Annotated in this window: 21 protein-coding genes, 1 tRNA gene and 3 pseudogenes; 3 read left to right on the forward strand and 22 right to left on the reverse strand. The window is 35.3% G+C overall.

The genetic code is table 11. The annotated features are described in order from the left end of the window. Positions 1 to 30 precede the first annotated feature (30 nt). From dnaB to CaldiYA01_RS07985, 9 genes are all read right to left on the reverse strand, one after another. The gene (dnaB, locus tag CaldiYA01_RS07945) at positions 31 to 1,374 is read right to left on the reverse strand and encodes a replicative DNA helicase (protein ID WP_207178515.1); all 1,344 of its coding nucleotides are present in this window, start codon (positions 1,372 to 1,374) and stop codon (positions 31 to 33) included. 24 nt (positions 1,375 to 1,398) lie between these two features. After that, entirely contained in the window at positions 1,399 to 1,845 is a 447-nt protein-coding gene (rplI, locus tag CaldiYA01_RS07950) for a 50S ribosomal protein L9 (RefSeq protein ID WP_207178517.1), read from the reverse strand. A gap of 29 nt (positions 1,846 to 1,874) precedes the next feature. Further along, on the reverse strand, positions 1,875 to 3,878 hold the full coding sequence (locus CaldiYA01_RS07955) for a DHH family phosphoesterase (protein ID WP_207178519.1): 2,004 nt from the start codon (positions 3,876 to 3,878) through the stop codon (positions 1,875 to 1,877). Next, entirely contained in the window at positions 3,875 to 4,780 is a 906-nt protein-coding gene (locus CaldiYA01_RS07960; RefSeq protein WP_207178521.1) for a DUF2232 domain-containing protein, read from the reverse strand. Before CaldiYA01_RS07960 ends, CaldiYA01_RS07955 begins: the two co-directional genes overlap by 4 nt. Then, positions 4,777 to 5,634: a prephenate dehydratase gene (pheA, locus tag CaldiYA01_RS07965; protein WP_207178523.1), complete on the reverse strand. Its 858-nt coding sequence runs from the start codon at positions 5,632 to 5,634 to the stop codon at positions 4,777 to 4,779. Before pheA ends, CaldiYA01_RS07960 begins: the two co-directional genes overlap by 4 nt. A gap of 149 nt (positions 5,635 to 5,783) precedes the next feature. Beyond that, the gene (locus tag CaldiYA01_RS07970) at positions 5,784 to 6,722 is read right to left on the reverse strand and encodes a thiamine pyrophosphate-dependent enzyme (protein ID WP_207178525.1); all 939 of its coding nucleotides are present in this window, start codon (positions 6,720 to 6,722) and stop codon (positions 5,784 to 5,786) included. A gap of 17 nt (positions 6,723 to 6,739) precedes the next feature. Continuing rightward, positions 6,740 to 7,921 (reverse strand): pyruvate ferredoxin oxidoreductase, encoded by a 1,182-nt coding sequence (gene porA, locus CaldiYA01_RS07975; RefSeq protein WP_207178527.1) that lies wholly within the window; start codon positions 7,919 to 7,921, stop codon positions 6,740 to 6,742. Between the two features lie 35 nt (positions 7,922 to 7,956). After that, the gene (locus CaldiYA01_RS07980) at positions 7,957 to 8,256 is read right to left on the reverse strand and encodes a 4Fe-4S binding protein (protein ID WP_013290123.1); all 300 of its coding nucleotides are present in this window, start codon (positions 8,254 to 8,256) and stop codon (positions 7,957 to 7,959) included. Beyond that, positions 8,256 to 8,831, reverse strand: a complete 576-nt coding sequence (locus CaldiYA01_RS07985) for a 2-oxoacid:acceptor oxidoreductase family protein (RefSeq protein WP_207178529.1) — start codon at positions 8,829 to 8,831, stop codon at positions 8,256 to 8,258. Before CaldiYA01_RS07985 ends, CaldiYA01_RS07980 begins: the two co-directional genes overlap by 1 nt. Positions 8,832 to 9,068: 237 nt before the next feature. Between CaldiYA01_RS07985 and CaldiYA01_RS07990 the strand changes: the two genes are divergently transcribed. Continuing rightward, the gene (locus tag CaldiYA01_RS07990) at positions 9,069 to 9,779 is read left to right on the forward strand and encodes a TVP38/TMEM64 family protein (protein ID WP_207178531.1); all 711 of its coding nucleotides are present in this window, start codon (positions 9,069 to 9,071) and stop codon (positions 9,777 to 9,779) included. Positions 9,780 to 9,816: 37 nt separating this feature from the next. Here CaldiYA01_RS07990 and serS read toward each other — a convergent pair whose 3' ends face one another. Next, complete coding sequence (gene serS / locus CaldiYA01_RS07995) at positions 9,817 to 11,079, reverse strand: serine--tRNA ligase (protein ID WP_207178533.1); 1,263 nt, start codon at positions 11,077 to 11,079, stop codon at positions 9,817 to 9,819. 193 nt (positions 11,080 to 11,272) lie between these two features. Between serS and CaldiYA01_RS08000 the strand changes: the two genes are divergently transcribed. Then, positions 11,273 to 11,349, forward strand: a tRNA-Arg gene (locus CaldiYA01_RS08000). Between the two features lie 291 nt (positions 11,350 to 11,640). Beyond that, positions 11,641 to 12,702: a YARHG domain-containing protein gene (locus CaldiYA01_RS08005; protein WP_207178535.1), complete on the forward strand. Its 1,062-nt coding sequence runs from the start codon at positions 11,641 to 11,643 to the stop codon at positions 12,700 to 12,702. A gap of 127 nt (positions 12,703 to 12,829) precedes the next feature. On the opposite strand, the gene CaldiYA01_RS08010 is transcribed toward CaldiYA01_RS08005, so the two are convergent. From CaldiYA01_RS08010 to CaldiYA01_RS08065, 12 genes and pseudogenes are all read right to left on the reverse strand, one after another. Beyond that, a complete protein-coding gene (locus CaldiYA01_RS08010; protein WP_207178537.1) occupies positions 12,830 to 13,504 on the reverse strand; it encodes a M48 family metallopeptidase in 675 nt (224 codons plus the stop codon). A 156-nt stretch (positions 13,505 to 13,660) separates the two neighbouring features. After that, the gene (locus CaldiYA01_RS08015; protein WP_127351497.1) at positions 13,661 to 13,951 is read right to left on the reverse strand and encodes a nucleotidyltransferase family protein; all 291 of its coding nucleotides are present in this window, start codon (positions 13,949 to 13,951) and stop codon (positions 13,661 to 13,663) included. Further along, a pseudogene (locus CaldiYA01_RS08020) lies at positions 13,948 to 14,790 on the reverse strand (restriction endonuclease subunit S); the annotation flags it as partial. The pseudogene CaldiYA01_RS08020 and the gene CaldiYA01_RS08015, both read right to left, overlap by 4 nt. Then, a pseudogene (locus CaldiYA01_RS08025) lies at positions 14,776 to 15,245 on the reverse strand (restriction endonuclease subunit S); the annotation flags it as partial. The pseudogenes CaldiYA01_RS08025 and CaldiYA01_RS08020, both read right to left, overlap by 15 nt. Before the next feature lie 105 nt (positions 15,246 to 15,350). Continuing rightward, the gene (locus CaldiYA01_RS08030; RefSeq protein WP_207178543.1) at positions 15,351 to 16,652 is read right to left on the reverse strand and encodes an AlbA family DNA-binding domain-containing protein; all 1,302 of its coding nucleotides are present in this window, start codon (positions 16,650 to 16,652) and stop codon (positions 15,351 to 15,353) included. Further along, positions 16,639 to 19,083, reverse strand: a pseudogene (locus CaldiYA01_RS08035) (type I restriction-modification system subunit M). Before CaldiYA01_RS08035 ends, CaldiYA01_RS08030 begins: the two are co-directional and overlap by 14 nt. Positions 19,084 to 19,235: 152 nt before the next feature. Then, entirely contained in the window at positions 19,236 to 20,267 is a 1,032-nt protein-coding gene (locus CaldiYA01_RS08040; RefSeq protein WP_207178545.1) for a nicotinate phosphoribosyltransferase, read from the reverse strand. A gap of 50 nt (positions 20,268 to 20,317) precedes the next feature. Beyond that, a complete protein-coding gene (locus CaldiYA01_RS08045) occupies positions 20,318 to 21,067 on the reverse strand; it encodes an energy-coupling factor ABC transporter ATP-binding protein (RefSeq protein WP_207178547.1) in 750 nt (249 codons plus the stop codon). Further along, the gene (locus tag CaldiYA01_RS08050; RefSeq protein WP_207178549.1) at positions 21,064 to 21,855 is read right to left on the reverse strand and encodes an energy-coupling factor transporter transmembrane component T family protein; all 792 of its coding nucleotides are present in this window, start codon (positions 21,853 to 21,855) and stop codon (positions 21,064 to 21,066) included. The genes CaldiYA01_RS08045 and CaldiYA01_RS08050 overlap by 4 nt, the downstream gene beginning before the upstream one ends. 6 nt (positions 21,856 to 21,861) lie before the next feature. Continuing rightward, a complete protein-coding gene (locus CaldiYA01_RS08055) occupies positions 21,862 to 22,182 on the reverse strand; it encodes a PDGLE domain-containing protein (RefSeq protein ID WP_207178551.1) in 321 nt (106 codons plus the stop codon). A gap of 22 nt (positions 22,183 to 22,204) precedes the next feature. Further along, a complete protein-coding gene (locus CaldiYA01_RS08060) occupies positions 22,205 to 22,858 on the reverse strand; it encodes an energy-coupling factor ABC transporter permease (protein ID WP_207178553.1) in 654 nt (217 codons plus the stop codon). A 240-nt stretch (positions 22,859 to 23,098) separates the two neighbouring features. Next, complete coding sequence (locus CaldiYA01_RS08065; protein WP_207178555.1) at positions 23,099 to 25,531, reverse strand: glycoside hydrolase family 2 TIM barrel-domain containing protein; 2,433 nt, start codon at positions 25,529 to 25,531, stop codon at positions 23,099 to 23,101. Positions 25,532 to 25,574: the final 43 nt, after the last annotated feature.

Here is a 25,574-nt window from a genome sequence, read left to right on the forward strand (position 1 = left end):
ACACCCTTTTTCGATTCATAGTTATTTTACTTATCTATTTTTCTCCAAATCTTTGAACTTTGTATGTTTGTCCAGGAAAAGAAGTTCAATTGTACCAGTAGGTCCATTTCTGTGCTTTGCAATTATAAGCTCTGCTATGTGTTTTTTATCGGTGTCAGGATTGTAATACTCATCCCTGTACAAAAACGCAACAATGTCAGCATCCTGCTCGATTGCCCCACTTTCACGAAGGTCAGAGAGAATCGGTCTGTGGTCAGCCCTTGTTTCAGGTGCGCGGGACAGCTGTGAAAGTGCAAGCACTGGGACATTTAGCTCTCTTGCCAAGGCCTTTAATGACCTTGAAATCTCGGCAATCTCCTGTTGTTTGCTTTCAAACCTGCCACGAGCAGTCATAAGCTGAAGATAATCAACCATCACAAGACCAAGCCCTTTCTCTTTGAGCTTGAGCCTTCTACACTTTGCTCTCATTTCAGAAACTGTTATAGCAGGTGTATCGTCAATATAAATTGGAGCGTTTGACAATAGTGCCAAAGCTTTTGCAAACTTTTTCCACTCTTCATCTTCTAAGTTACCAGTACGAAGTTTGTGACTGTCTATCATTGCTTCTGAGCAAATCATACGAGTTACAAGCTGTTCTTTTGACATCTCGAGCGAAAATATAGCAACAGGAACACCAGCACGCAGTGCTGCGTGTTGGACAATATTTAGCGCAAAGCTTGTCTTGCCCATTGCAGGTCTTGCTGCAATCAAAATCAGATCTGATGGTTGAAGACCTGCTGTCATTTTGTCAAATTCGGCAAATCCTGTAGGAACCCCTATTATATGCGATTTTCTGAGATATAGTTCTTCTATCTTGTTGTATGTTTCAATTAAAATCTCTTTCAAATGCGAAAAATCTTTTGAATTTTTGTGAGAAATAACATTGAAGATTGTCTTTTCAGCAAAATCGACTATGTCTTCAACTCTCTCTGTCTGGCTCTTACACTTTTCAATAATCTTCATTGAAGAGTTTATGAGTTTTCGCAAAAGAGACTTTTCTTCAACAATCTTAGCATAATATGTAGCATTTGCAGTTGTTGGGGTATTTATCACAAGGTTTGTCAGATACTCACTTCCTCCAACTGCATCGAATGTCCCTCTCTCTCTCAATCTTTCAGCCACAGTTATGACATCTATAGGCTTGCCTTCTTCAAAAAGGTCCATGATAGAAGCAAAAATTTCTTTTAGCTGTGGTGTTGCAAAATCATCTTCTGTCAAAATCTCTGCAACATCAGAAATTACCTCGCGGCTCAAAAGCATTGCACCAACAACCGCTTCTTCTGCTTCGCGACTTTCAGGGATTCTTTCCTGATTTTGAACAATGTCGGGCTCCATCTTTCTCTCACTTCCTCATAACAATCAGCTTGCTGTCACATGAACTTTAAGCTTTGCCACAACTCCCTGATATAGTCTTATAATAACATCGTAGCTTCCAATAAGCTTTATAGGGTCATCAAGCTCTATTTTCTTCTTATCAATATCAACCCCAAGCTGCTTTTTTATCTCTTCAGCAATCTCTTTGTTTGTTATAGAACCAAAAAGTTTTCCATTTTCACCTGCTTTTGCTTTTATAATAATCTGACTCTTTTCAAGCTTATTTGCTAAATTCCTTGCAGCCTCAAGCTCTTTTTCCTTCTTTTTCTGTTCAGATTCTTTCTTCTTTTTTAAGTGTTTCTCTAAACCTTCTGTTGCAGGAACTGCAAGTTTTCGTGGAATCAGATAATTTCTGGCATATCCATCGTTTACTTCAACTATTGAATCTTTCTTCCCTAGCCCTTTCACATCTTGCAAAAGTACAACCTTCATGTTAGAATACCCACTCCTTTTTGCTTAAATTAAAAGTTTCTATTCTCATCAATATATTCTTGTATAGCTTTTAAAAGAATCTCTTTTGCCTCTTTAATAGTTACATTTTCAAGTCTTGCACCTGCAGTTTCTAAATGACCTCCACCACCAATCTTTTCTAATATAACCTGGACGTTTATCTTGCCATTCGAGCGACCGCTAATTAGCACACTGTTTTCTATTTTGCACACAACAAAAGAAGCATCAATCCCTTTTATATTCAAAAGTTCATCCGCCACCTTTGCTATTATAACATTATCCCGGCACACTTGTGAATAATCAACCACAAGGGCGATATTGTTATGAATAATCTCAAGGCTTGAAATAAGTTGACTTTTTAAAATATAACTTTCTAAATCTTCCTTTAAATATTCTTTTATAGCTTCCGGCATAGCATCATTCTCTCTGAGGTACGTTGCAACCTCAAAAGTCCTTACACCAACATTTTTTGTAAATCCTCTTGTATCAATCATTATACCCGCTAAAAGTATTTCTGCCTCAAATTTTTTCAGCTTTATCCCTTCATAGCTCAAAAGCTCCGCAACAAGTTCAGATACAGATGAAGCGTATGTTTCTGAATAGCAAATAAGAGCCTGTTCTATCCAGTCGGCAGGTCTTCTATGATGGTCAATTACAATTATCTTTTCAAACTCCAAAATCATCTGTGGCATATCTATATAACTTGTTCTCTGAGTGTCTACCACAAACAAAAGTGAGGTTTTTGTTTTTATCTTCAAAGCTTTTTGCTGGTCAATTATTATATTCTGGTATTGAGGGTCATCAAGTAGCATCTGAAGAAAACTTTTAATTGTAGGATTGTAGGAATTAAGTACAATGTACACTTCCTTGCCTAAATTCAGGCACAACTTACTCAAACCCACAGCTGCGCCCAAACAGTCAAGGTCAAAGTACTGATGACCAATAATAAATATCTTATCAGAATGTTTAACAATCTCTTTTATTGTCTGTGCCATGACACGTGAACGCACTTTTGAGCGTTTTTCATGTTCTTTTGTTTTACCACCAAAAAATTCAAACTTGCCGTCGTAGAATATTACAAACTGGTCACCGCCACGGCTCAGGGCCATGTCAAGAGCCGTTTTTGCATCCTTTTGTGCCTGAAATATCGAATCTTGCCTTATCCCTATGCCACAACTTATGGTAGGAATTATCTTATTGTACAGATTCACTTCCTTTATCTGGTCCAAAATATTAAATCTTCTTTCCTGCATCTTGTAAAAGGCTTCATTATTGCATATAAAAAAGTATTTGTCTCGTTCATACTTCATTAAAAACACATCTGATCTTATTTGATTGTAAAACCAGTCATTAATACGCTTTTCTATCTCAGAAATAATAGAAGATTTAGATACTTCAGGTGCTGAATTTAAAACATCTTCATAGTTGTCAATGGTCAAATAGCCAAAAACTACATTCTGTATTTCATATTTCTTTTGAAGAAGAACAAAGTCAGTAATATCAACAAAGTAAAACAGGTTCAAAAACCTCTTTTCATTCTTCCCTTCTTCTACCTCAACAATGGTTATCAAAACATCAAAGAAATTACCATCATACTCAAATTTTTCTACTTTACTTTTCCCTTCTAAAACAGCTGAATAAAGATCAGGAAGTTCATCTTTAAGATTCTTGCCTATTAATTTCTTGTTCTTTACTGTGTTAAGAAATTTATGATTATACCATATTATATCACCATTGTACTCAGATATAAGAATTGGAAATGGAAACTTTAAAAGTGTGTCTTTTGAAGCTGTGTCTATATTAAGAGTGAGAGTTTCTATATATTCTAAAAGTTGTTTGTTCTTTTTCCTATTGAGTCTAACATTATAAATAGCAAGTAGAACAATTAGCGTAAGACAAATTAAACCAATTTTGATATTAAAATATAGAATTACAAAATCAAAAAGCAAAGAGAGTATAAAACCTGCTTGCGATACGGAAAAATCAAATCTAAAGTGAGACTTTTTATCTTTCACAATTCCACCCTCTTTGGTTTGCGTTTTTTAAAATCAACTATAAGGTCTAAAAAACCAATGAATATCATTAAAACAAAAAATTGCATACTGAATATAATCAAAACTGTAAAAAGCCAGCCTCTAATAAACGGTGAGCGAATTTTTTCAGTTATGACTGCATACATCAAAGAAAGTGCTTGAATAAATAAAAGCCACGTAAGAATCATTGTCATGTTGCTCACAATAATATAAAAAACATTGATGCTTGTCAAAAATAAAGAAAGAATAAAGAATACTACAACTCCAACTGTCACTTCTTTGGGCATAAATAGCTTTGAAAAAGGTAAAAATTCCTTTTGAATTCCAACTTTGTTTGCTACAAATTTGGTAATATAATACCCAAAAAGTGCAAATGTGATAGCCTCAACAATTACAAATCCGGGCATAAAAAGTTTCAAAAATTCCACAAGTTTATTCAGTTTGTCATCGCCAGCTGGGTTAAAGTAACCTTTTAAAATGCCTTCTAAAATAGAAAGAACAAGCTCTACGATATCTATCTTGTAAAGAATTTTTATAGCCTTTATAAAAAGGACATGATAGAACAAAAATCCAGCAATGTATATTACAAAATCCATAACAGTAGTTTTTGAAACGCGTAAAATCAAAAATACACACACCGGCAAGATAAATGTTATTAGAATAAAAAGTAAATTAATTGGGGATTTTCCAAGAATCATAATTATTAAGGCAGAAATAACATACGATATAGCTATACTTCTTGAAAAATTCTCCTTAACTGCTACAACATAAAGAGGAAAACCTACCAAAGCAAAAATAGGATTAAACTGAAATAAAAATAAAACCAACTGGAAAACTCCAGTAACTATTGATATAAGCCCTTCTTTTAGCAGTTTATTGTTCATACTCCATCCACATCCATCCAATAATTTTTATTATCCGAATCTGGACAAACAACAGAATAAGACCCTAAAAGCTTAAAAAATGTAGATTTTCGTTGAACCACTTTCAGCGCATCACTCACATCTTCATCATCCACAAATCCCTCTATATCAACAAAAAACACATACTCACCAAGATTAGTCTTTGCCGGTCGTGACTCTATCTTTGTCAAATTCAAATCATAAAGATTAAAAATAGCCAATATTTTGTAAAGACTTCCCGGTTTGTCATAGGTGGAAAAGATAATTGATGTCTTGTTTTTCTCCCCCATTTCAAAGTTAGGATTTTTACTTATAACAAAAAATCTTGTGTAATTATTCTCGTGGTTTATTGGACCAGCCAAAATTTTAAGATTATTTTTCTGTGCTGCAAATAAAGAACAGATTGCAGCGTCTACTTCACCTTCTGCACAAATCCTTGCAGCATATGACGTGCTGCTAACTTGTATAAGTTTTGCTTCTTTAAAATTCTTTCTTAAATAATCATGGCACTGAGAAAACGCCTGGGGATGTGAAGCAATTGTTAAAATTTGTTCTTTCTCTTCTCTTGTGCAAAGATAATGTTCTACTTTCAAAACTATTTCTTTTATTATATAAACTTGGGATTTTAAAAGATAATCAAGGGTTGTCGAGACACTTCCTTCAATGGAGTTTTCAACAGGAACAACTCCAAATTCAACCTCATTCTCTTCAACAGTCTCAAACACATCATCTATTGTGTCGCGTGCTACAAGATTTTTCTCTTGTTCGTCTGCAAAAAACTTTCTTGCAGCTTCATATGAATATGAACCAATAGGACCTAAATATGCAACCTTCACATTTTCACCTCATAACCTGCTTTTTATATATTTTAACATTGATTGCGAAAGTATAAAAGACAAACATATCAAAAAGGCTCCCCGCCTAAACCTCATCTCAAACTTTTCAGGCAGAGAGCCTTTTTACTTTTGCTATATTATTATATCGCTTATTTTTCACCACAAAGTTCTAAAAGTCTTTCCCATCTTCTGTCAACTTCCTGCTGAATCTGCTCAATTAAGTGTTCATTTCCTTTCTTGAAAAGGTGTCTGAACCTTCCTTGAGTCTTTAAAAACTCAACAACAGGAAGCTTTTCTTTTGGCTTGTAAGTGAGCCTGTACTGACCATTTACAACTTCATAAAGTGGCCAAAAACATGTATCAACTGCAAGCTTTGAAATTTCAATGAGCTTTGATGTCTCATATCTCCAACCTCTTGGACATGGAGCCAAAACATTTAAAAATGCTGGTCCATCCGTGTAAAGTGCCTTTTCAGCCTTTTCAATCAAATCTTTTAAGTTTGGTGTGATGAAAGCTGTCTGTGCAACATATGGTATACCATGCGCAACCATAACCTCTGTAAGATCTTTTCTTGGCTGCATCTTACCTGGTAAAACCTTGCCTTGTGGAGATGTTGTTGTATCAGCATAAAGTGGGGTAGCAGAAGATCTCTGAATACCTGTGTTCATATAAGCACCATTGTCATAGCAAACATATACCATGTTGTGACCTCTTTCCATTGCACCGGAAAGCGACTGAAGACCAATATCGTATGTTCCTCCGTCACCACCAAACGCAATGAACTTAAACTCACCTTGAACTTTTCCTTTCTTCTTCAAAACCTTGTATGCAGCCTCAGCACCAGCAACTGTTGCAGCAGCGTTTTCAAATGCACTGTGGATAAACGAGTCTTTCCATGCTGTGTATGGGTAAATACAGCTTGAAACCTCCAAACATCCTGTTGCAACACCAACAACAGCCCTATCTTCTGGTTTGAGTGCGCGTAGTATTGCTCTTACAGCAACAGGTGCACCGCACCCTGCACACATCCTGTGCCCGCCTGTAAACCTTTCAGGTCTTGCTGCAAGCTCTTTTATATTGTATGCCATTTTTAATTTGCACCTCCTTATTCTCTCACACCAATGTAGTTGTAAATTTCTCCAATATTACCTGTCTTGACAATGTCAAGAAGCCTGTCATAAACTTTTGCGATATCATCTGTCTTAACATCTCTTCCACCAAGACCGTAGATGTAGTTGATAGCCTTTATACCATCTGCTCTTCCATAAAGAGCGCTTGTAATCTCAGTGAAAAGTGGACCGCCAGCTGCGTTAAATCCATCTGACTTGTCCATTATAGCAACTGCTTTTAAGTGCTTGAGCGCCCCTACAATCTCATCAACAGGGAATGGTCTGAAAAGCCTTGGCTTTAAAAGCCCTACCTTGTATCCTTTGCTTCTGTACTCGTCAACAACAGCCTTAGCTGTTCCTGCTGTTGAGTTCATTACAACTATTGCAACCTCTGCATCGTCAAGCTTGTAGCTTTCGTAAAGACCATATTTTCTTCCTGTCAAGGCAGCAAACTCTTCTGCAACCTCAAGTACTACCTTTTTAGCGTTTTTCATAGCTTCAGCCTGCTGCCTTTTGTGCTCAAAGTAGTATGGTGGCAAGTCTAACGGACCCATTGAAATTGGGTTTTGCTCGTTCAAAAGATAAAACTCTGGATTATATTCACCTACAAACTTCTTTGCAAGTTCATCTTCCAAAAGTTCTATATTTTCAACAGCATGGCTTGTAATAAATCCGTCATAGCAAACCATCACAGGAAGTCTTACATCCTTGTGCTCAGCAATTCTTATTGCCTGAATCAACGAGTCGTAAGCTTCCTGGTTGTTTTCGCAGTAAATCTGAATCCAGCCACTATCTCTTGCACCCATTGAGTCTGAATGGTCGTTGTGAATATTAATAGGACCAGAAAGAGCTCTGTTTATAACAGCCATAACAATTGGAAGTCTCATTGACGCAGCAATATAGAGCATCTCCCACATGAGTGCAAGACCTTGTGAGGATGTTGCTGTCATAGTTCTTGCACCTGCTGCTGACGCACCAATACATGCGCTCATTGCACTGTGCTCAGACTCAACAGCAACAAACTCAGTGTCTACCTCACCGTTTGCAACATATTGAGAAAAATATTGTGGTACCTCAGTTGAAGGTGTAATTGGAAAAGCGGCAACAACATCAGGATTTATTTGTTTCATTGCAAAAGCTATTGCTTCGTTACCAGAAAGTCTATCTCGAATAGCCATCTGTAGTTTCCCCTCCTCAAATTCAAAATTCTTTCTTATTTTTTCTCCTCTACAAAATCAAAAGCTTTAAATGGACAAACCTCTGTGCAAACTCCGCAACCTTTGCAGTGGTCATAATCAACTCCAACCATCTTTCCATTTTCAACCTTTATAGATGAATCTGGACATACATAGAAGCAAAATAGGCACTGCTTGCATTTATCTTCATGCCAAACAGGTCTCATTGTTCTCCAGTCGCCTGTTTTAAAGTCCTCTGCATTACCTGGATCGATAATTACACCTGCCGGTGTTATTTCCTTCCATGTAACATCTTCTGTTATTTTCATCTTTCTCATTATCCTTGCACCTCCTGCATTCCTCTAACAAACGCTTTGAGATTACCCTCAATCACATCTGGCTTTGTTGCAAACTTGTGATGAAGCGACCCTTCCATGTCCTTTATTGCTTCTTCTTCGGGAATAATGCCTGTTACCTTTATAACCGCTCCAAGAACAGGGATATTCGGGAAGTACTTGCCCAAACACTCCATTGAAATCTTTCTTGCGTCAATTGTGTAAACCTTTCCATCAAAATCTCCGAGCATCTTCTTGACTTCTTCAGGAGACTTTGAAGTGTTAACAATTATTGCACCACCTTTTTTGAGCCCTTTTGTTACATCAACACTTCCGATTAATGTCTCATCAACAACAACTACGTAGTCAGGTTCATAAATGTTGCTGTGAATAGTAATCTTTTCATCGCTTATTCTGTTGTAAGCTGTGATAGGAGCACCCATTCGCTCCGGCCCATACTCAGGAAAACCTTGAACGTATTTGCCTGTGTTGAAAGCAGCTTCAGCTAAAAGAAGTGAAGCTGTCTTTGCACCCTGGCCACCTCGACCATGCCATCTTATCTCAATCATCTTGCCCATGTTCAAACCTCCCTTAAAAAACATTTGAAAACTTTATTCGAAAAAGATAAACTCATCACTAGAAGGCTACTTACCTTTTTATTATATATTTTGAATGTTAAAAAATCAACATATTTTTGAATACACCATAATTGTATATATTTGGATTAGGGGTTGCAAAAAATTCATCAGTAGGTTATAGTAATATGGTGAGCGTTAAATTATAAAACGTCTTAATTGTGACATTGGAGGGCAAAAGTGAAGAGGAAAAATCTTTCAATTGTCTTAAATATCGTTGCAATTGCAGGATTTATTTTACTGGCAACAGCAGTAGCTATAAAATATAGGCACTTTTTTGCAGATATTGTTTCCAAACCAAAAGAGTTTAAAAACTGGATTCTATCCTTTGAGCATCTTGGTATCTTGATTTTTATCTTTATTCAAATTCTTCAGGTTATTATTTCTGTTATACCTGGTGAGGCTGTACAAATCTCTGGCGGATATCTTTATGGTACGCTGTTTGGCACAGTATATTCATTAATTGGAATCATGATAGGCTCTGTGTGTGTATTTTATATAACAAGGTTTTTGGGATATAGTCTTGTGAGGAAAATTGTCTCAGAGGAAAAGCTCAGAAAATTTTATTCACTTATCAATTCTCCAAAAGGAGAAATAGCCATATTCTTGCTCTTTTTGATACCAGGATTTCCAAAAGACATTCTGACATACATTGTTGGACTTTCGCCAATAAAACCGCTAAGATTTTTTGCGATTGTTGCCATTGCAAGACTGCCAGGAATATTTTTTTCATCATACATTGGAAGCAGCCTTGAAGAGAAAAACTACACAATGGCAATTGTAGTTTCTGCTGCAGCTACTATTTTGTTTGTCTTGGGTGTTGTATACAGAGACAATATCATAAAAACCATTCATAATTGGGTGCACAAAAAAGGTAGCAGCAATCTTTAAATGATGTCCTGCTGCTACCTTTGTTCTTTCCTAATTTTTACTTTATTACATCTGTACCCATATACCTTCTCAAAACCTCTGGAACAACTACTGTTCCATCTTTCTGCTGGAAGTTTTCAAGTATTGCTGCTAAGGTTCTTCCCACAGCAAGGCCTGAGCCGTTTAGCGTATGAACATAGTCAAGTTTTCCGTCTTTCCTTCTGAATCTGATGTTTGCTCTTCGTGCCTGATAGCTTTCAAAGTTTGAACAAGAAGAAATCTCAACATATCTTCCATAGCTTGGCATCCAGACTTCAATGTCGTATGTCTTTGCAGAAGAAAATCCTAAATCACCCGAACAAAGAAGAACAACCCTGTAAGGAAGTCCTAATTCCTTTAAAACATCCTCTGCATCAGCTGTGAGTTTTTCAAGTTCATCATAAGAATCTTCTGGCTTTGCAAACTTCACAAGCTCAACCTTGTTAAACTGATGCTGACGAATAAGCCCTCTTGTGTCTTTGCCAGCAGCACCAGCTTCTGCCCTAAAACATGCTGAGTAGGCAACATATTTTATTGGCAAATCTTCTTCTTTGAGTATCTCTTCTCTGTGGTAGTTTGTAACAGGCACCTCTGCTGTTGGTATCAAAAAGTAATCATCTGTTGTCTTAAATGCATCCTCTTCAAATTTTGGAAGCTGCCCTGTGCCAATCATAGATTTTCTGGCAACCAGAAAAGGTGGGAATAGCTCAGTATAGCCATGCTTTTCAATGTGAAGGTCAAGCATGAAGTTGATTAAAGCTCTTTCTAACCTTGCACCAAGTCCTCTGTAAAATGTAAAACGGCTTCCTGACACTTTTGAGGCTCTTTCAAAATCCAAGATTCCAAGATTTACACCAATTTCCCAATGTGGCTTTATTTCGAAGTCAGGTTCTCTTACCTCACCCCAGCGCCTTACTTCAACATTTTCTGTATCATCTTTGCCAACCGGTACAGACTCATGAGGAATGTTTGGGATTGTAAGCAAAATCTTTTCTATCTCATCTTCAACCTCTTTGACCTTGCTATCTAACTCTTTAATTTTATCAGATAGCTCTTTTAGCTCATTCATAAGGTCTGTAACATCTTTCCCTTCCTTTTTGAGCTTTGGAACCTCTTTAGATTTTTGATTCTGCAGAGCTTTCAGGCTTTCAACCTCAGCCAAAAGCTTTCTTCTTCTTTCATCAAGCTCTAAAATGGGCGCAATTGAAATGTCTTTGTTCCTCTTAGAAAGTCCTTCTTGTACCTTTTCTGGATTTGACCTTATATATTTTAAATCAAGCATTACACTCGCCTCTCCCTTGTAATTGTAATTTCCAATCTTAGAAATTAATAAACTGTATACATTTTATCTTATCAGTATTTTCAGAGGTTGTAAATATTTTTTGCGCCTTTTTCTCAAGCTGCTTTGATTTTTGTCTCAAGGATCTTTACAATAGCCTCAAAATGTTGTATTATATTGTTTGCAAAAACGTTGTGCGCCCGTAGCTCAGCAGGATAGAGCAATGGTTTCCTAAACCATGTGCCGGAGGTTCGAGTCCTCTCGGGCGCACCACTAATTCTTTTTTAGTCTTTTCTGAAAAATCTTTATAAAAATCTTTTCTCCTTTCCTTTGATATTCCCTAATTTAAGATAGCATGATTGAAACTTTATAGGCAGATTGATTACAAAAGACGTTGTAAAATCTTTATTATTAAGTGAAGGTTATTTATAATTGTATTATTTGCAGTATTCTTTTGTTATATATTGACTTTGCTACGTGAGTAGTATATATTTATTAATAAATACTTTACAACAATGATGTATTTTGGATATCTATGATGACGTTGCTGAAAGGAGGTATAATATGTTTAAAAAACACTCTTTTGCTTTATTATTAATTTTTATTTTTCTGCTAAGCTGGCCAATTAAATCAATTGCAAATGATGATTTTGTTTTTCCCCAAAGCTATATTAAAAAACTATCCGAAGACGTTTTCTTTAATCCCGAGGTATATAACAAATTGTATATTGCGCGAAACGAAATTTTTGCAAGACATGGTCATATTTTTGAAAACAGAGAGTTAAGAAATTATTTTTTATCTAAAAAGTGGTACAAACCTATCAAAAAAGTGTCTTTTGATGAACTCAATAGCATAGAAAAATACAACGTTATTCTAATTTCATACTTTGAAAAATACTATTATAAAAGCAAATTATTCATTGAGAAAAACTACAAAGATAAAATACTCTTCTTCCCAGCGAATAAAGAAGTACATTATGATCTTAACAATGACGGTATAAATGAATCTATCATTTATAAACCTTCTAATAAAGGTTTTACTCTGCAAGTAAATAATCAATCAATAACAAACGAACTGTATACAAATCTACAAAAAAAGTTTGCAATTGTTGATATTTATAAATCTGATAATTACAAAGAAATTGTTATTTTTGACGAGGGTCCAAGTAATGATTACACATCAATTTTTTATCAATTTTACAATAATAAAATCATTGAAATAGGAAGTGTAGGGGGAATTTATAATATTGGACTTCATGTTTATGGTAACGGTATTGTCGAAGGATTGATTCGTGCAAAACTTCTTCAAACATGGTATTTCAATGAAAAATATATTTTGAAAAATCATAAACTTGAAATAATTCCTCAAGATATTTATAAAACAAACTTCTACGTTTTTGTAAAAAAAGATATTAAACTTCACACCACAAGAAGCGAAAAAAGTAAGTGTTTCACTCTTAAGCAAGGACAAATCATAAATATAGTTGGCTGTGATAATAAAAAATGGTGCTTGATTGAAACATCTACTGGCAAAGAAGGATGGCTTCTTTTAAAAGATTTCTCTTTTCTTGTTGATAATAATATGGATGCGCGAGATGCATTAATAGGACTATGTTATGCTGACTAAACTTCTTTAAGTTTTTCATAGGAAAGTAGTAATAGGGTTGCCAGAAAATATGAGTTAACTGACAACCCTCTATTTTTTATCATAATTACCCAAAGTGGTTATTTTATAGCTTTCAATCGGTAATTCTTTATATATTAAGTAAATACCCGTTTTTCTTCAACCAATCTTCATATTTTTTGTAATCAGGCATGAGAAGTTTTACCTTTGTCCAAAAATTTTTTCCATGATTTTTCTCTTCAAGATGGACAAGCTCATGAACAACTACATAGTCTATTACAGACAGCGGTGCCATAATAAGTCTCCAAGAAAAGTTTAAGTTACCTTTTACAGAACAAGAACCCCATCTTCTCTGTGCATTTGTTATATTTACTTTGTTGTATTTAAAACCTCTTTTTTGAGCCCACCAGTTTACTCTCTCAAGAATCTTCTCATAGGCAGCTTTTTTATACCAATCTATGAATACATTCTTTGCTTCTGGCAAAGCACTTCTTGAGAGATAAAACCCATTTTCGAATTTGAGCGGGACATATTGGTTTTCAACTATGTGCAGTTTATAATACCTGCCAAGGTATAAAAATCCCTCTCCGCTGACAAATTCTTTTGGCAAGGTTTTGGAATCTCTTGCTTCTATCTCTTTCTTTCTCTTGTCAATCCACTTTCTATGTTTTTGAATAACATCCCATATTGTTTTTTCATCCACATTGATCGGAGCTTTGACTATGAGTGTGCTATTTTCTGTCATTTGCAAAGCTATGGTTTTTCTATTTGAGCGTATGATTTTTTCAATTTTTATGTCTAGCATAAAAGTCACCCCAAAATATCTTCAATTGTCTTTTAAAACAGCATTAAAACCTGTTTATTTTCTGTAAAATTATAGTATTTTTCTATCCTGTGTAAACTCTCAATACTTCCATTTTTCAATGATGTCTTCAATAATTATACTTTTAGTATACGCTTTTTAGACATATACTGCTTCCTCCATTATGAAAGGCTTTAGACGTGGATTTATAGCTGATTTAATCACAAGGTCAACCTTTTTACCAAAAAGTTCTTCAAGGTAGAATTTCAAATTCATATAATTATCGAATGTTTTGTAACCCTCTTTAAAATCAACAATTATATCTACATCACTATCTTTTCTTTGTTCGCCTCTTGCATAGGAGCCAAAGATAGCAATTTCAATTACTCCGAACTTTTCCACTAAATAATTTTTTCGTTCTTGTAAAATTACTTGTATATCATTGTTCATTTTTCTTCCTCCTCAATAAGGTGGTTTACCCTGACTTTGCCTGTTAGCAAATCTTCCATTAAGCCTTTTTTGATTCTTTCAAGTTTTTCCTTATAGGCTTGCTCTTTCTCTATGACTTCATCTATTTGAGATAAAATTGAAGCTATGCGTTGTTGTTCGGGGATGGGGGGAAGGGGTATAAAAAATGTTTTTAGCTCATATGAATTTATAGCAGGATAGTTAGAACCAACAATTATAGGTAAAACTTGATTTAAAAAATAATAGTCAAATTGGGTATAATAAAATAGATATTCTGAAGATAAATTATTTTTTGATCTCAAAACAGCAAATCCTGTAGAACATATAAAATTATTTTTATCCTTAGTGATTATTGCAAAACTTTTTAAATTGGGTCTAACGGTAGAGACTAACACATCTTTTTCTTTTACAATTCTTTGAGCTCTGCTTGGAGCTTCAGACACTTTAAATGTCTTATAATTTTTAACTTTATAATCCTCTATACTTTCAATATCTATATAGTTAATCGTCATATCTTTATTCTTTAAATTCAATGTCTCAGGATTAATTTCAACTACTTCTTCCAGCCTCACTACTTCCCACTCTTCAGGAATCCTACCAAGCGGTGAATCCTTGAATTTATCAATATTCTCATCTCTCAACCTCCACCTCTCACTCTCACCTTCACCCTCACTTACCACTCCCTTAGTAAGCAAATCTTGCATCAAACCTTGCTTTATGCGTTTGTACTTTTCTATAATGGCGTCAGTTTTTTCAATTGCATTATCAATTGTCTCAAGTATTTCAGCGATTTTGCGTTGTTCGGGGAGAGGTGGAAGAAGAACTTTAAAATTGAAAATCTGAGATTTAGTAATTGCTTGAAAAGTTGAACCCTCCCCTATTGCTTCAACATCAGATTTTTGGAAAGCCATTAGATAATATAAGAAAAGAGCTATAATTCCTTTTTTGCCCTTAATGAAGCTAATCCTCTCCCGATGCAGTAAGTCTTATCAGCAATATTAACATCACCTACTGGGGCCCTGACTGAAATCAATATAGAATTCTCAAAAGCTATCTTTAAAGGTTTTGTGGTATACTTAACATTTACAGGATGATTGCTTCCAAATTCTTGTTTGCCTTGCAAAAAAGGCATTCCCTTTCCTTCCATATTGTATGATTCACTTGGTGGAGATTGTCCCATAGTTATTTCACATATTTCTCCTAACTTTGCAACACCCCAATTTTTAGGAATACATTTTGTTTTATCCATTCTTAATTCTTCCTGTTGTTTAAGCATTAGTGCCACTCCTCAATATGGTTTTGCATTTTCATTAAACATTTTTTCTACATAAGCATTATACAATCGCCACAATCGCCAACTAAATTCCAACAAATCGCCAACTTATTTAAGAATGTAATGAGTATTCCTTCCTTTCCCAACAGGCAACAGCAATCCTTTTTCAACTAAAACGTTTATATCCTTTCTTGTACCCTCATCAGAAAGCCCTGTCAGTTCCCGATATTCTCTGTTGGTAATTTTCCCTTTCCCCTTTACATACATAACTGCCTTTATCTGCCTTTCATTTAACCCAAGCTTGGCTAAATACTCTTCTGTGTATATGTCTTTATAAAATTCGACCACAAAACCGCCTTCTTCTTTAAACTCAGGTTCTGGCAGTCCTGCTTCCCTGCAAAGTTCAACCATTCTTTTTGTACCGCTTCCCCATTTTTCAATCAATCCAGCGAGGAAAAATACATAAGCAATATGCCTGTTGCGTGGTATTGATCCATGATCTTGTTTTAGCATCTCAATTGTTATTTCTTCTGGAAGCTTACCCGGATTGAAAAACCAAATTTTATTATCATAAATCTTTATTTGAATGTCCGCAAGGCTTAAATAATCCCTATGAATTAATGCATTTATTACTGCCTCTCTTATAGCTTCAAGAGGATAATCCCATATATCTTCTCTTTCTATCCCTTTTATTTCAAATCGAACATTCAAATGTTTTTTAATAGCTTCCATTAATCCATCAAGCTGTTTGAAAAGATTTCCACTAACATCAATGGTATCAAGTATGATGGTTGGAGTTTTAAATCTTCCAACACGGGCACCTGCACCGTGGATATACTTTTGAGGTTTTTTGCCAAAAAGCAGTAATCCTGCATTTGTAAGTTTATCCTCTTTTACAAGTTCAAGGTTTTTGAGAATCTTTTCGATGGAATCTTCTTCGGATATTTCGGGCAATCTCTTTTTTGCCATCCTCTTAAACCTTTCTATTGTTTCGATGTCTACTTCGTCAACGCCTGCCTCAGAAGGTAATGAATCCCACGAAATTCGCTGTTTTTTTAACATAAATCTCACAAGTTCATTTCCGCTAAGTTGCTGAATGGTCGAACCTGTCCGAATGTAAAACTTGCCATCATATGAGATTGGCACTTCTGACTTTTCCACCTTTATTTTTATTACCTCCTGCCCTTTTACCATTTCAACATCAACATCTGCAATAACTCCAAGTTTGCTTAAAATTTTATTTGGTATGTCTTCAAGAAGTTTATCCATATTGGTTATTCCAATAGGATTGCCTTTGTCATCTACACCTATGTATATTATTCCACCTTCTGAATTAGCAAATGCACAGATTGTTTTAAGATGCTCGTCGTTCCACTGTGCTTTAAATTCCACTTGTTTAGACTCTCTCATAGTATCCAAGTTCCTCCAAAAATTTATTTAACCTACTGACCTCCCGCTCTCGTTCCTTTAAAAGATGTTCAAGAGACACATGATATTTATCCCAAAGCTTTTCAAAAATCTTTATCAGTTCTTTTTTCTCTGCATTTAAGTACTTTTCAAGTTGATTGCTAATTAATTCAAAGAACTTTTCGAGCAATAGCTCTTTTGCTTCTTCTTCGGTAATAGATTCAATCTTTTCATCTATCTTATTTTCAATTTCCTTTTGCTTTCTGCTTATCTCACTTCTCACCTTTTTAATTTCCTTTTCTTTTTGAGCAATATTTTCTAACAAATCTTCCCATTTTTTTGCTTCTCTTCTCGCAGCCTCGCTGTCTTTTGATTTTAAATCTTTAACCAAGTCCTTCAGAAACTCTTTGACCTTGCTTGCAGTTTTATCTCCCTGCTGCTCTTCATCCCAATCTTCAACTTCTTCTAAAAGCTCACTTAAATCTGCTTCAATTTCGGCAAGCCTGCTTTCAACATCTTCAATTTTTTCTATATCTTCTTTAAAATATTTTTCTTTAATTCTTTCTCTTTCAACCAAATTCTTGTTCCAACCCGCAGAAACTATACTTTTGAAATCATAAACAAGCTCTTCCCACCAATTTGCAAATATGCCCGCTATTTTGAACTCATCAAATGTTCCAATTGGCAATAAGCTATCTTTAAATTTTTCCAAAGCTTCATTTCTAAACTTCCAAAGATTATTTCTGCCAAAAAACTGTTCAATTTCAGTCCTTACAAGCTGCCACCACTCCAAAAGTTTTTCTCTGTGTTTTTCTATTGTAGCTTTCACTTCAGTGCAATTATCAATCAGTTCCCTAATTTGATTTCTGTCAGTAATGTCTTTTTTAAACTCCAAATAATTTTCACTCTTCTCTGCCAGCAAAATATCATAGCTCAAGTTAAATTTCCTCAACTGTTTTTCATACAGCAATACTTCTTTCTTCGGTACACTACCAAAAAGATGTGCACGAACATCTTCGATTTCAGGATCTGGAGAATTGTCCACATAACGCCTAATATTCAGATTAAAATCGTTTTCTTCTATCTCCTTTATATCAACCAACCTGGAGTATTTAGGTATCTCTTTCTTTTCATCGAACACTGTAACTATTTTTTCTATGTCCTCTGGTCTTAAGAAATTCTGATTTCTACCTTCTCCATACTCTCTATCAGCGTTAATAAACAAGATCTTATTTTTTAAATGTTCTGGCTTGTTTTTATTAATCACAATAATACAAGCTGGTATTCCAGTGTTGTAGAAAAGCTTCGGCGGCAGTCCTATTATTGCCTCAATTAGATCATCTCTTACAATTCCTTCCCTTATAACCTTTTCCTGCCCACCTCTGAACAAAACTCCATGGGGCATAACTGTTGCCATTACTCCGTCATCTTTCAGGCTTGCAATCATGTGCTGCAAAAACATAAGGTCTGCCTTTTTCCCATTCTCAGGAGTAAAGCCATATTTAAATCTTTCTTCAAATTGCATATTTGCGCGGGTATAGTTTTCTGAAAAAGGTGGATTGGCTAATATTCTGTCAAACCTTTTTATGTATCCATTTTCCAAAAACATGGGGGTTGTCAACACATCTTCATTTTCTATGTGCGCATCATTAATGCTGTGCAGAATCATATTCATTTTGCATATAGACCATGTCAATCCGTTAAGTTCTTGACCATAAAGTGCTAAGTTTCTTGGGTTTTGTCCTTGTTCTTCAACGTAGTGGAATGCCTCAATCAAGAAACCACCAGAGCCCACAGTTGGGTCGTAAATTGACATGCCCTTACGGGGCTTAACTAACCTTACCATCAATTTTTTAACATGTGATGGTGTATAAAATTCTCCTCCTTTTTTACCAGCTGAATCGGCAAATTCCTTTAGCAAATACTCATAAGCAGCACCAAGTAGATCAGGAAATTCAAAGTTTGAAGGTGTTAGTTTATACTTGTTGAAATGGTTAATAAGGTCAATAAGTTGCTGATCTTTGAGTCGGGTTTTTCCCTTTACTGCGTTAAAATCTATGTGTTTCAAAACTCCATCAAGCTCTGGATTTGCTTCCTCTAAAACGCTCAGAGCTTTATTTAGCTGATTTCCAACATCTTCTTTTAATTTCAAAATATTTTCCCATCTTGCCTTTTCAGGGACAAAAAAGGCATCACCATAAGAGCTTGGATCTTCTAATAGTTCATATATTTGTTTTTCAGAAAATCCCATAGCTTAAAATCTATCTTTTAACTCCTGTCTTTTTTCTTCAAAAACATCCGAAGTATATTTTAGAAAAAGCATACCAAAAATATATTCTTTATACTCAGAGGCATCCATCTTACCTCTGAGTATATCAGCTGCCTTGAAAAGATGGTTTTCAAGCTGTCTTAAGGTTATTTTGTCACCAGCCAAATCAACCCCTCCGATTAAACTTTATTGACACAACAAATTTTTCATTAATTATTCTTTGTTATCTATTTTACCAATTACTAAATTATTTTTCAATCAATTCAACCTGTGAGAATTCCCAATCTATATCACTTTGAATTTGGCATACCCAGAAATCACTTCACTCTCTTTAGTCTCTTATTTTCTGTCACACCAGGAATTCTTCCCCTTTTTGCAACAGGTTTGCCATCCACCTCTTTTATATCCATCGTCATGTCAATTGGAGGTGCTGAAGAAATATAGCTTCCAACACCAAAAGCATCTGCTCCCGCTTCTGAAAGTATTTTTATTTTTTCAGGGTCAAGTCCGCCGGACACAAAAATTTTGACATGCTCAAATCCTTCTAAATCAAGCCTCTTTCTTACCTCATAGACAAGCTCAGGTGTAACTCCGCCTCTTTCACTTGGCGTGTCAAGTCTTATGCCATACAACTTTTCTTTTAGCACTTTTGCAACATCTAAAGCTTCTTGAGCTTCGTCCTTGAAAGTATCAACAAGAATGATACGTGGTGAATCTTCAGGTATTACCTTATCGTACGCAATGGCAACCTCCTCTGTTGAGCCTGCAATCAGTATTGCAGCATGAGGAATTGTGCCAGATGCCGAAACTCCCAATATTTTTGCTGCCAATATGCAGCTTACACCATCTGCTCCACCCACTTTCGCCGCCCTTTCCATTACTGGCGCAACTGAAGGATGAATGTGTCGCGCACCAAAGCACAAAATTGGCTTGTTACCTGCTGCCAGCTTGCACTCATGCGCAGCAGTTGCCCATGCTGATGAACTTGCAAGTATACCAAGAATAGGTGTCTCATAAATTCCAAAGTCTACATATCTTCCTTCAATTCTCATTACAACCTCTTTTGCAGAAAAATTTTCCCCCTCTTCAAGAGAATACACCTTGCAATTAACATCTTTTAAAAGATTTAAAACTTCTGGAAGTCCACAAAAAATCCCATCTCTTCTTGCAAAAATTTCAGCTTTAACATAGGCATCCTCTCTTTTAAGGTACTTCAAAACCTCAAGTGTTTTTATGAAGTATATATCTGTAGTCAAACCCATTTTAATCTCTTCATGTTGGGCAGAAAAAAATAATCTTCCATCTTCGATTTTGAATTTTTCCACATCATCAAGTCTACTAATCCTCATATGGTCTGCTCACTTCCTTTAAAAATTTTTGTTTTAGTAGCCCTAACATCTCAAACCTCAAATTCTTCATCTATGACCTCAGCTTCAATCAAAAGATTTTTATCCTCTAAAATCTCTTTTGTAGTGCCAATCTTCAGTATTCTGTGGTCTGGTGAAAGCAAAATTGTATAGTCAGCCAAGCGAAAAAGCAAGTCAAAGTGGTGCGTAGAAACAATTAGAGTTTTTCCAACATCTTTGAGCTGTTTTAAAATCCTTGCAAAAAACCTTATGCTTTTGGGGTCAAGGTCGTTTGTTGGCTCATCAAGTATTAAAACCTCCGGGTTATTTGCAAGTATTGAAGCAAGCGCTACTCTTTTTTTCTCCCCACCGCTCAATGTAAGTATATCACTTTCAAGTAAATTATCAATACCTATAAACTTTGCTACCTCCAAAACTCTTTTTTGGATTTTGCTTTCATCATTCATAAACTGCCTTGGACCAAAAGCAATCTCATCAAACACAGTAAGATTAAAAAGCTGAAGTTCTGTCTCCTGAAACATATAACCTACCTTTTTGTAAAATCCGTTTTTGAAAAGCTCATCAAAAGAAGTTTTATCAACTTTTTTATCATAAAAGTAAAGCTCTCCTTCAAAATCAAGTATGATTCCAGAAAGTATTTTCATTAGTGTAGTTTTTCCACTCCCGTTGCAACCTACAAGCGCATAAGCCTTTCCTTTCTCAATCTCAAAACTTGCACTATCAAGAATGGTTTTGTTGTTTACCCTGTATGTTATATCTTTTCCCCTGAAGACTGCGCTCATCTTAAAATCCTCTCCAAAATGCTCATAATAATCAATGAAAATACTACAAAAAGTTCTGACAAAGTAGCATCAAATCTATACACAAATTTAATATTTCCGGATGAAAAGCCGCGCGTTTTCATAGAGAAATAAGTAACCTCTGAAATATATATAGTCTTTTGAGCAATGGCCTTTATCATAGATTTTACAAAATCTAATCTATTCCTTGATACACCCACCGTCCGTATCTTCTTTGCGAACAAAATATCTGTAATTGTGTGCAAAAGCACAAAGATATTCCTTATCGTGAGCTCAACAAGCCATATGAATTCCTTCAGACCTCCAAAAAAAGAAAAAGGCTTCAAAAGCCTGTCAATTCTTGAGTTATATATTACAACCTCACCTGTCATTATAATGATACCTGTCTTTAAAACCTGCAAAATAGCTGGCATAATATTTTTTGTTATCAGCATATAAGGAATGCTTATTATAAATGTAACAAGCGGCACAAACGCCCAAGATGAAACAATCAATGCTTTGATATCAGCTTTTGATATTGCTGCAACTACCAATACAAAAGTAAAAGCAACTGCTAAAAACAATATACTATCAGAGATACTCACAAGTAAACTAAACCATATTAAAAACAAAAGTTTTGCCCATTCGTTAATCCTTGTAAATAAACTTTTGTTTCTTTTGAAAAACCACTGAGAAACTTTCAAGTAACCAGAAAGACTCTTTTCAACATATCCTTCTTTTGCAACTTTGACTTTAGCGTTATCTTCTTCTCTCAAAAAATCTGGCAGCACTTCATCTTACTTCCTTTCAGTCATCAAATGTTTTAATAAGAAAAATATGGCGAATATAACCCCTATTCCTATAAGTGCTGATAAAATATAGCCAATATACTGGTTGTGAATAAACTTAACTGAATAGCCATCAAAAAGGTCAAATTTATAAATCTCAGCATACCTCTTTAATCCCTCAGGCACAAACCCCAGCATTTTCTTTATTTCTTCTTCAGTCCACTCGCCAAACGCCGGGTTTTGTGTTAAAAGCCCAAGCGGGGTCAAAATAGCAAGGGCAAACAGAATTATTAATATCGTTTTAAAGTTTTTACTAACGCCCCTTTTCATAGAATAAGCCACCCCTTTTAAATTACTTTTTTATTTTAGCAAAATTTTTTAAAGGTGAATACAGCAAAACTGTCAAAACTGCTTCAACCACTCCTACCATCAAAAGGTGTGGGACCATCATAGCAGGAATAGTTGTTTTTAAGTCGTACATAAAATACAACGGTTTTCCTGCTTTTGTGAATAAAATTGGTTGAAGTCCAAGCTCAACTGCTGTCAAAAGCGCAGCCACATTTGTTGAAATGTATGTGCTTATAAACATTCTCACCTTTTCATTCTTGAGGTTAGCAATTTTTAAAAGGCTGTCGACAAAAATGGTAACCAGCGGAATAGCAATAGCCATATTAAACACATTTGTTCCAAGTGCTAAAATTCCTCCATCTCTGAACAAAAGAGCTTGAATTATCAGGACCACTGTAGATGCTATGATTGAAGCAAACGGCCCGAACAGATAAGTTATAAGCGGTATTCCAGTAATATGAGCAGAACTTCCTCCCACTACCGGAAAGTTAAACATCATAACAATAAATGTAAATGCCGATGCCACTGAAAGATTAACGAAAGTCTTTTCATCAACTGATTTTTTAAACTTTGCAAATGCAAAACCAACTGCTGCTGTAGATGCAGCATAAAATGTAGCACAAGTTTGCGGACTTAAATAGCCATCAGGAATGTGCATTTGTACATCTCCTCCTTTTTTAAATTTATTTGTAAAAAATAAAAAGCCCACGAAAAGCTGTTTACTTCAGCCCTTCGTGGGCATTTAGCCATTTATTTTATTTCTTTTTACAACTCCTAATTAATTTATTGTTTCTAATTTTATCATATAACTCGATTATTGAGCAATACTTTTTGTTAAAAGGCAATTATGCCCAAAATATCCATTTAACTAAATAAAAAAATTGATAATTAAATCTAGTTAAATGCATTTTACAAAAACTTGTGCATCATCCAATCCTTCTGCCCAAGCTTTCAATTTAAATTCTCCTTTTTTGCCAATACTCTTTACTATAGCCAATGCTCGCCCCTTATAGAGCTTTCTCTCTCGGCTAACAAATGGTTCTGTTGATAATGGATTGCTACTTCCTAATGCAACAAGTTCGCCAACACCTTCAACTTCTACAACTATTGTGTTATCTGCGAAAACAACCTCTCTTCCCTTTCTATCTACTGCCATTATTTTTATATAGCACAAATCGCCGTAAGAAGAGGATATAACTTCTCTATCAGGCACCAATCTTAAGGCTATAGGCTCACCTGTTGTTTCTAATCTGTCCCTGCCAATCTCTTTACCATCTTTAAACGCTATTGCTTCCACCACTCCAGGTTCATAAATTGTGTCATAAACCGTTTTGAACTGAGTATTAATCCCTGCTTCTCTTCTTCCCAAACTTCTGCCGTTTACAAACAGCTCAACCTCATCTGCATTTGCATAGACATGTATCGCTACTTTCATTCCCTCACATCCAGGAAAAGTGTAGCTTCGTTCAACTGGCTCCCATGCCCAAGGTTTAAAATATAGTTTTTTGCCATAAACTTGCGGTGGAAGTATTACAATATAAGGGTCTTTTCTATTTCCCCAAACAACATCTCTATAATACGATTGAGGACGTTTTTCACCACAGATATCAATATCCCCACAATTTGCTAAAAACCATGGATAAGACCCGCAGAAAGATTTAAGGTCATCTGCTTCAATACTTACCCTACCAAGACCTGCTTCGCCCAAATAATCAATGGCCGTCCACACAAAATCACCTATAACATTTGAATTTTCTATTGTTTGTTTCCAGTTTTTAAAAAGAGTATATGGATAAGTTTCTGTACCACAGATTACTCGGTCAGGATATTTATACCTATCGTATATATATCTATCTACTTTATAATTATAACCCACTACATCCAGAAATCTTGAAAACTTCTCTGAAAACTCGCCCCATTTATCTTCAATAATATCTGCTTCTTGTTTTAGCATTCTAATTACATAGTTACCTTCTTCAATTATAGCAAAAAGCCTTTTATAATCATCCGGAATTGCGCACAGTGCCGCTGTTACAAGTCTTGATTGATCCAAACTTTTTACCTTTTTGGCTAATCGTTCACACCAAGTGTATATTGAGTAGCTACTATCATCGTCAACATCAACTCCAACTCCCCATGTAATCTCGTTTCCTATTGACCACATTATTATCGAAGGATGATTATAGTCCCTCATTATGGTGGACTCCAAATCTTCTTCCCAGTACTTGTCAAAAAATAGATGGTAGTCAAAGCTAACCTTGCCAGCATGCCATACATCAAAAAATTCTTCTATCACAAACATTCCCAATCTATCACATGCATCCAAAAAAGCTGGAGCAAATGGATTATGAGCAAGTCTTACTGCATTGAATCCAGAAGCTTTTAAAAGTTCTACTTTTCTCTCTTCTGCTCTGTCATAACTCGCACTTCCAAGTGGTCCGTTGTCATGATGAATACAGCCACCTTTTAATTTTAATGGCTTACCATTTAATTTAAATCCTTCCTTTGAATTAGCCGTAATTGTTCGAATGCCAAATAATGTATAAGCACTATCTTCAATACTTTTATTGCAAATAATAGTTGCTTGAATTTTATAAAGATATGGGTCTTCTATATCCCAATATTTAAATGGTTTTAGTACTAAGGATTTGGCAATTATCTTTTCTTCACTTTCATCAATCAAAAACTTCTCTTCACTGCTGAGCATTAGTTTCTCATCTTTTGAAAATACATCAAATTTTATTACTCCTTGAACTTTTTCATTGACACTGTTGGTGACAACAGCTCTTACTTCTAACTTTGCAGTTTCATTTTCAATTGCTCTGGTTTGAACATGCAAATGCCATGGTTTTATATACACCTTGCCACCAATGTGTAGCCACACATGTCTGTATATGCCACAACCTGCGTACCATCTTGAGCTTGGCTTATGAGTATTTTCTACACGCACAATAATAATGTTCTTATCACCAAACTTTACATGCTTTGTTATATCAATTAGAAAACTTGTGTATCCATTGAAGTGTTTTGCAACTAATCTACCATTTACAAAAACCTCGGCTATACCCATGATTCCTTCAAACTCAAGTATTAAGTTTTTGCCCTTCCATTGCTCATTCAAGAACAATTCCTTTTTGTAATACAAACTGCATCCCGCAGTGTACCCTTCACCAGCACCTGAGGGATTAGTCTTATTTCTTTCCTTCTCAATTACAGCATCATGTGGCAGATTCACCTTTTTCCACTCATATTCTGAACTTGTTAAGTTTAATACATTTACAAAACCAAGCTCAATATATTCCCATGACCTGTCCAAATTTATCTTCTGCATTTTTGAAACTCAAGAACATCTTGAGCCATTTCAGAAAAGTAGC

The sequence above is a fragment of the Caldicellulosiruptor diazotrophicus genome (genome assembly GCF_017347585.1).
GTDB lineage: Bacteria > Bacillota > Thermoanaerobacteria > Caldicellulosiruptorales > Caldicellulosiruptoraceae > Caldicellulosiruptor > Caldicellulosiruptor diazotrophicus.

What these genes read in the sequence shown, in the direction of transcription:
- dnaB (WP_207178515.1), bottom strand. Translation starts at nt 1,374, where the DNA reads ATGGAGCCCGACATTGTTCAAAATCAGGAAAGAATCCCTGAAAGTCGC.
- rplI (WP_207178517.1), bottom strand. Translation starts at nt 1,845, where the DNA reads ATGAAGGTTGTACTTTTGCAAGATGTGAAAGGGCTAGGGAAGAAAGAT.
- CaldiYA01_RS07960 (WP_207178521.1), bottom strand. Translation starts at nt 4,780, where the DNA reads ATGAACAATAAACTGCTAAAAGAAGGGCTTATATCAATAGTTACTGGA.
- CaldiYA01_RS07970 (WP_207178525.1), bottom strand. Translation starts at nt 6,722, where the DNA reads ATGGCATACAATATAAAAGAGCTTGCAGCAAGACCTGAAAGGTTTACA.
- porA (WP_207178527.1), bottom strand. Translation starts at nt 7,921, where the DNA reads ATGGCTATTCGAGATAGACTTTCTGGTAACGAAGCAATAGCTTTTGCA.
- CaldiYA01_RS07980 (WP_013290123.1), bottom strand. Translation starts at nt 8,256, where the DNA reads ATGAGAAAGATGAAAATAACAGAAGATGTTACATGGAAGGAAATAACA.
- CaldiYA01_RS07985 (WP_207178529.1), bottom strand. Translation starts at nt 8,831, where the DNA reads ATGGGCAAGATGATTGAGATAAGATGGCATGGTCGAGGTGGCCAGGGT.
- serS (WP_207178533.1), bottom strand. Translation starts at nt 11,079, where the DNA reads ATGCTTGATTTAAAATATATAAGGTCAAATCCAGAAAAGGTACAAGAA.
- CaldiYA01_RS08005 (WP_207178535.1), top strand. Translation starts at nt 11,641, where the DNA reads ATGTTTAAAAAACACTCTTTTGCTTTATTATTAATTTTTATTTTTCTG.
- CaldiYA01_RS08010 (WP_207178537.1), bottom strand. Translation starts at nt 13,504, where the DNA reads ATGCTAGACATAAAAATTGAAAAAATCATACGCTCAAATAGAAAAACC.
- CaldiYA01_RS08015 (WP_127351497.1), bottom strand. Translation starts at nt 13,951, where the DNA reads ATGAACAATGATATACAAGTAATTTTACAAGAACGAAAAAATTATTTA.
- CaldiYA01_RS08030 (WP_207178543.1), bottom strand. Translation starts at nt 16,652, where the DNA reads ATGAGAGAGTCTAAACAAGTGGAATTTAAAGCACAGTGGAACGACGAG.
- CaldiYA01_RS08040 (WP_207178545.1), bottom strand. Translation starts at nt 20,267, where the DNA reads ATGAGGATTAGTAGACTTGATGATGTGGAAAAATTCAAAATCGAAGAT.
- CaldiYA01_RS08045 (WP_207178547.1), bottom strand. Translation starts at nt 21,067, where the DNA reads ATGAGCGCAGTCTTCAGGGGAAAAGATATAACATACAGGGTAAACAAC.
- CaldiYA01_RS08055 (WP_207178551.1), bottom strand. Translation starts at nt 22,182, where the DNA reads ATGAAAAGGGGCGTTAGTAAAAACTTTAAAACGATATTAATAATTCTG.
- CaldiYA01_RS08060 (WP_207178553.1), bottom strand. Translation starts at nt 22,858, where the DNA reads ATGCACATTCCTGATGGCTATTTAAGTCCGCAAACTTGTGCTACATTT.
- CaldiYA01_RS08065 (WP_207178555.1), bottom strand. Translation starts at nt 25,531, where the DNA reads ATGCAGAAGATAAATTTGGACAGGTCATGGGAATATATTGAGCTTGGT.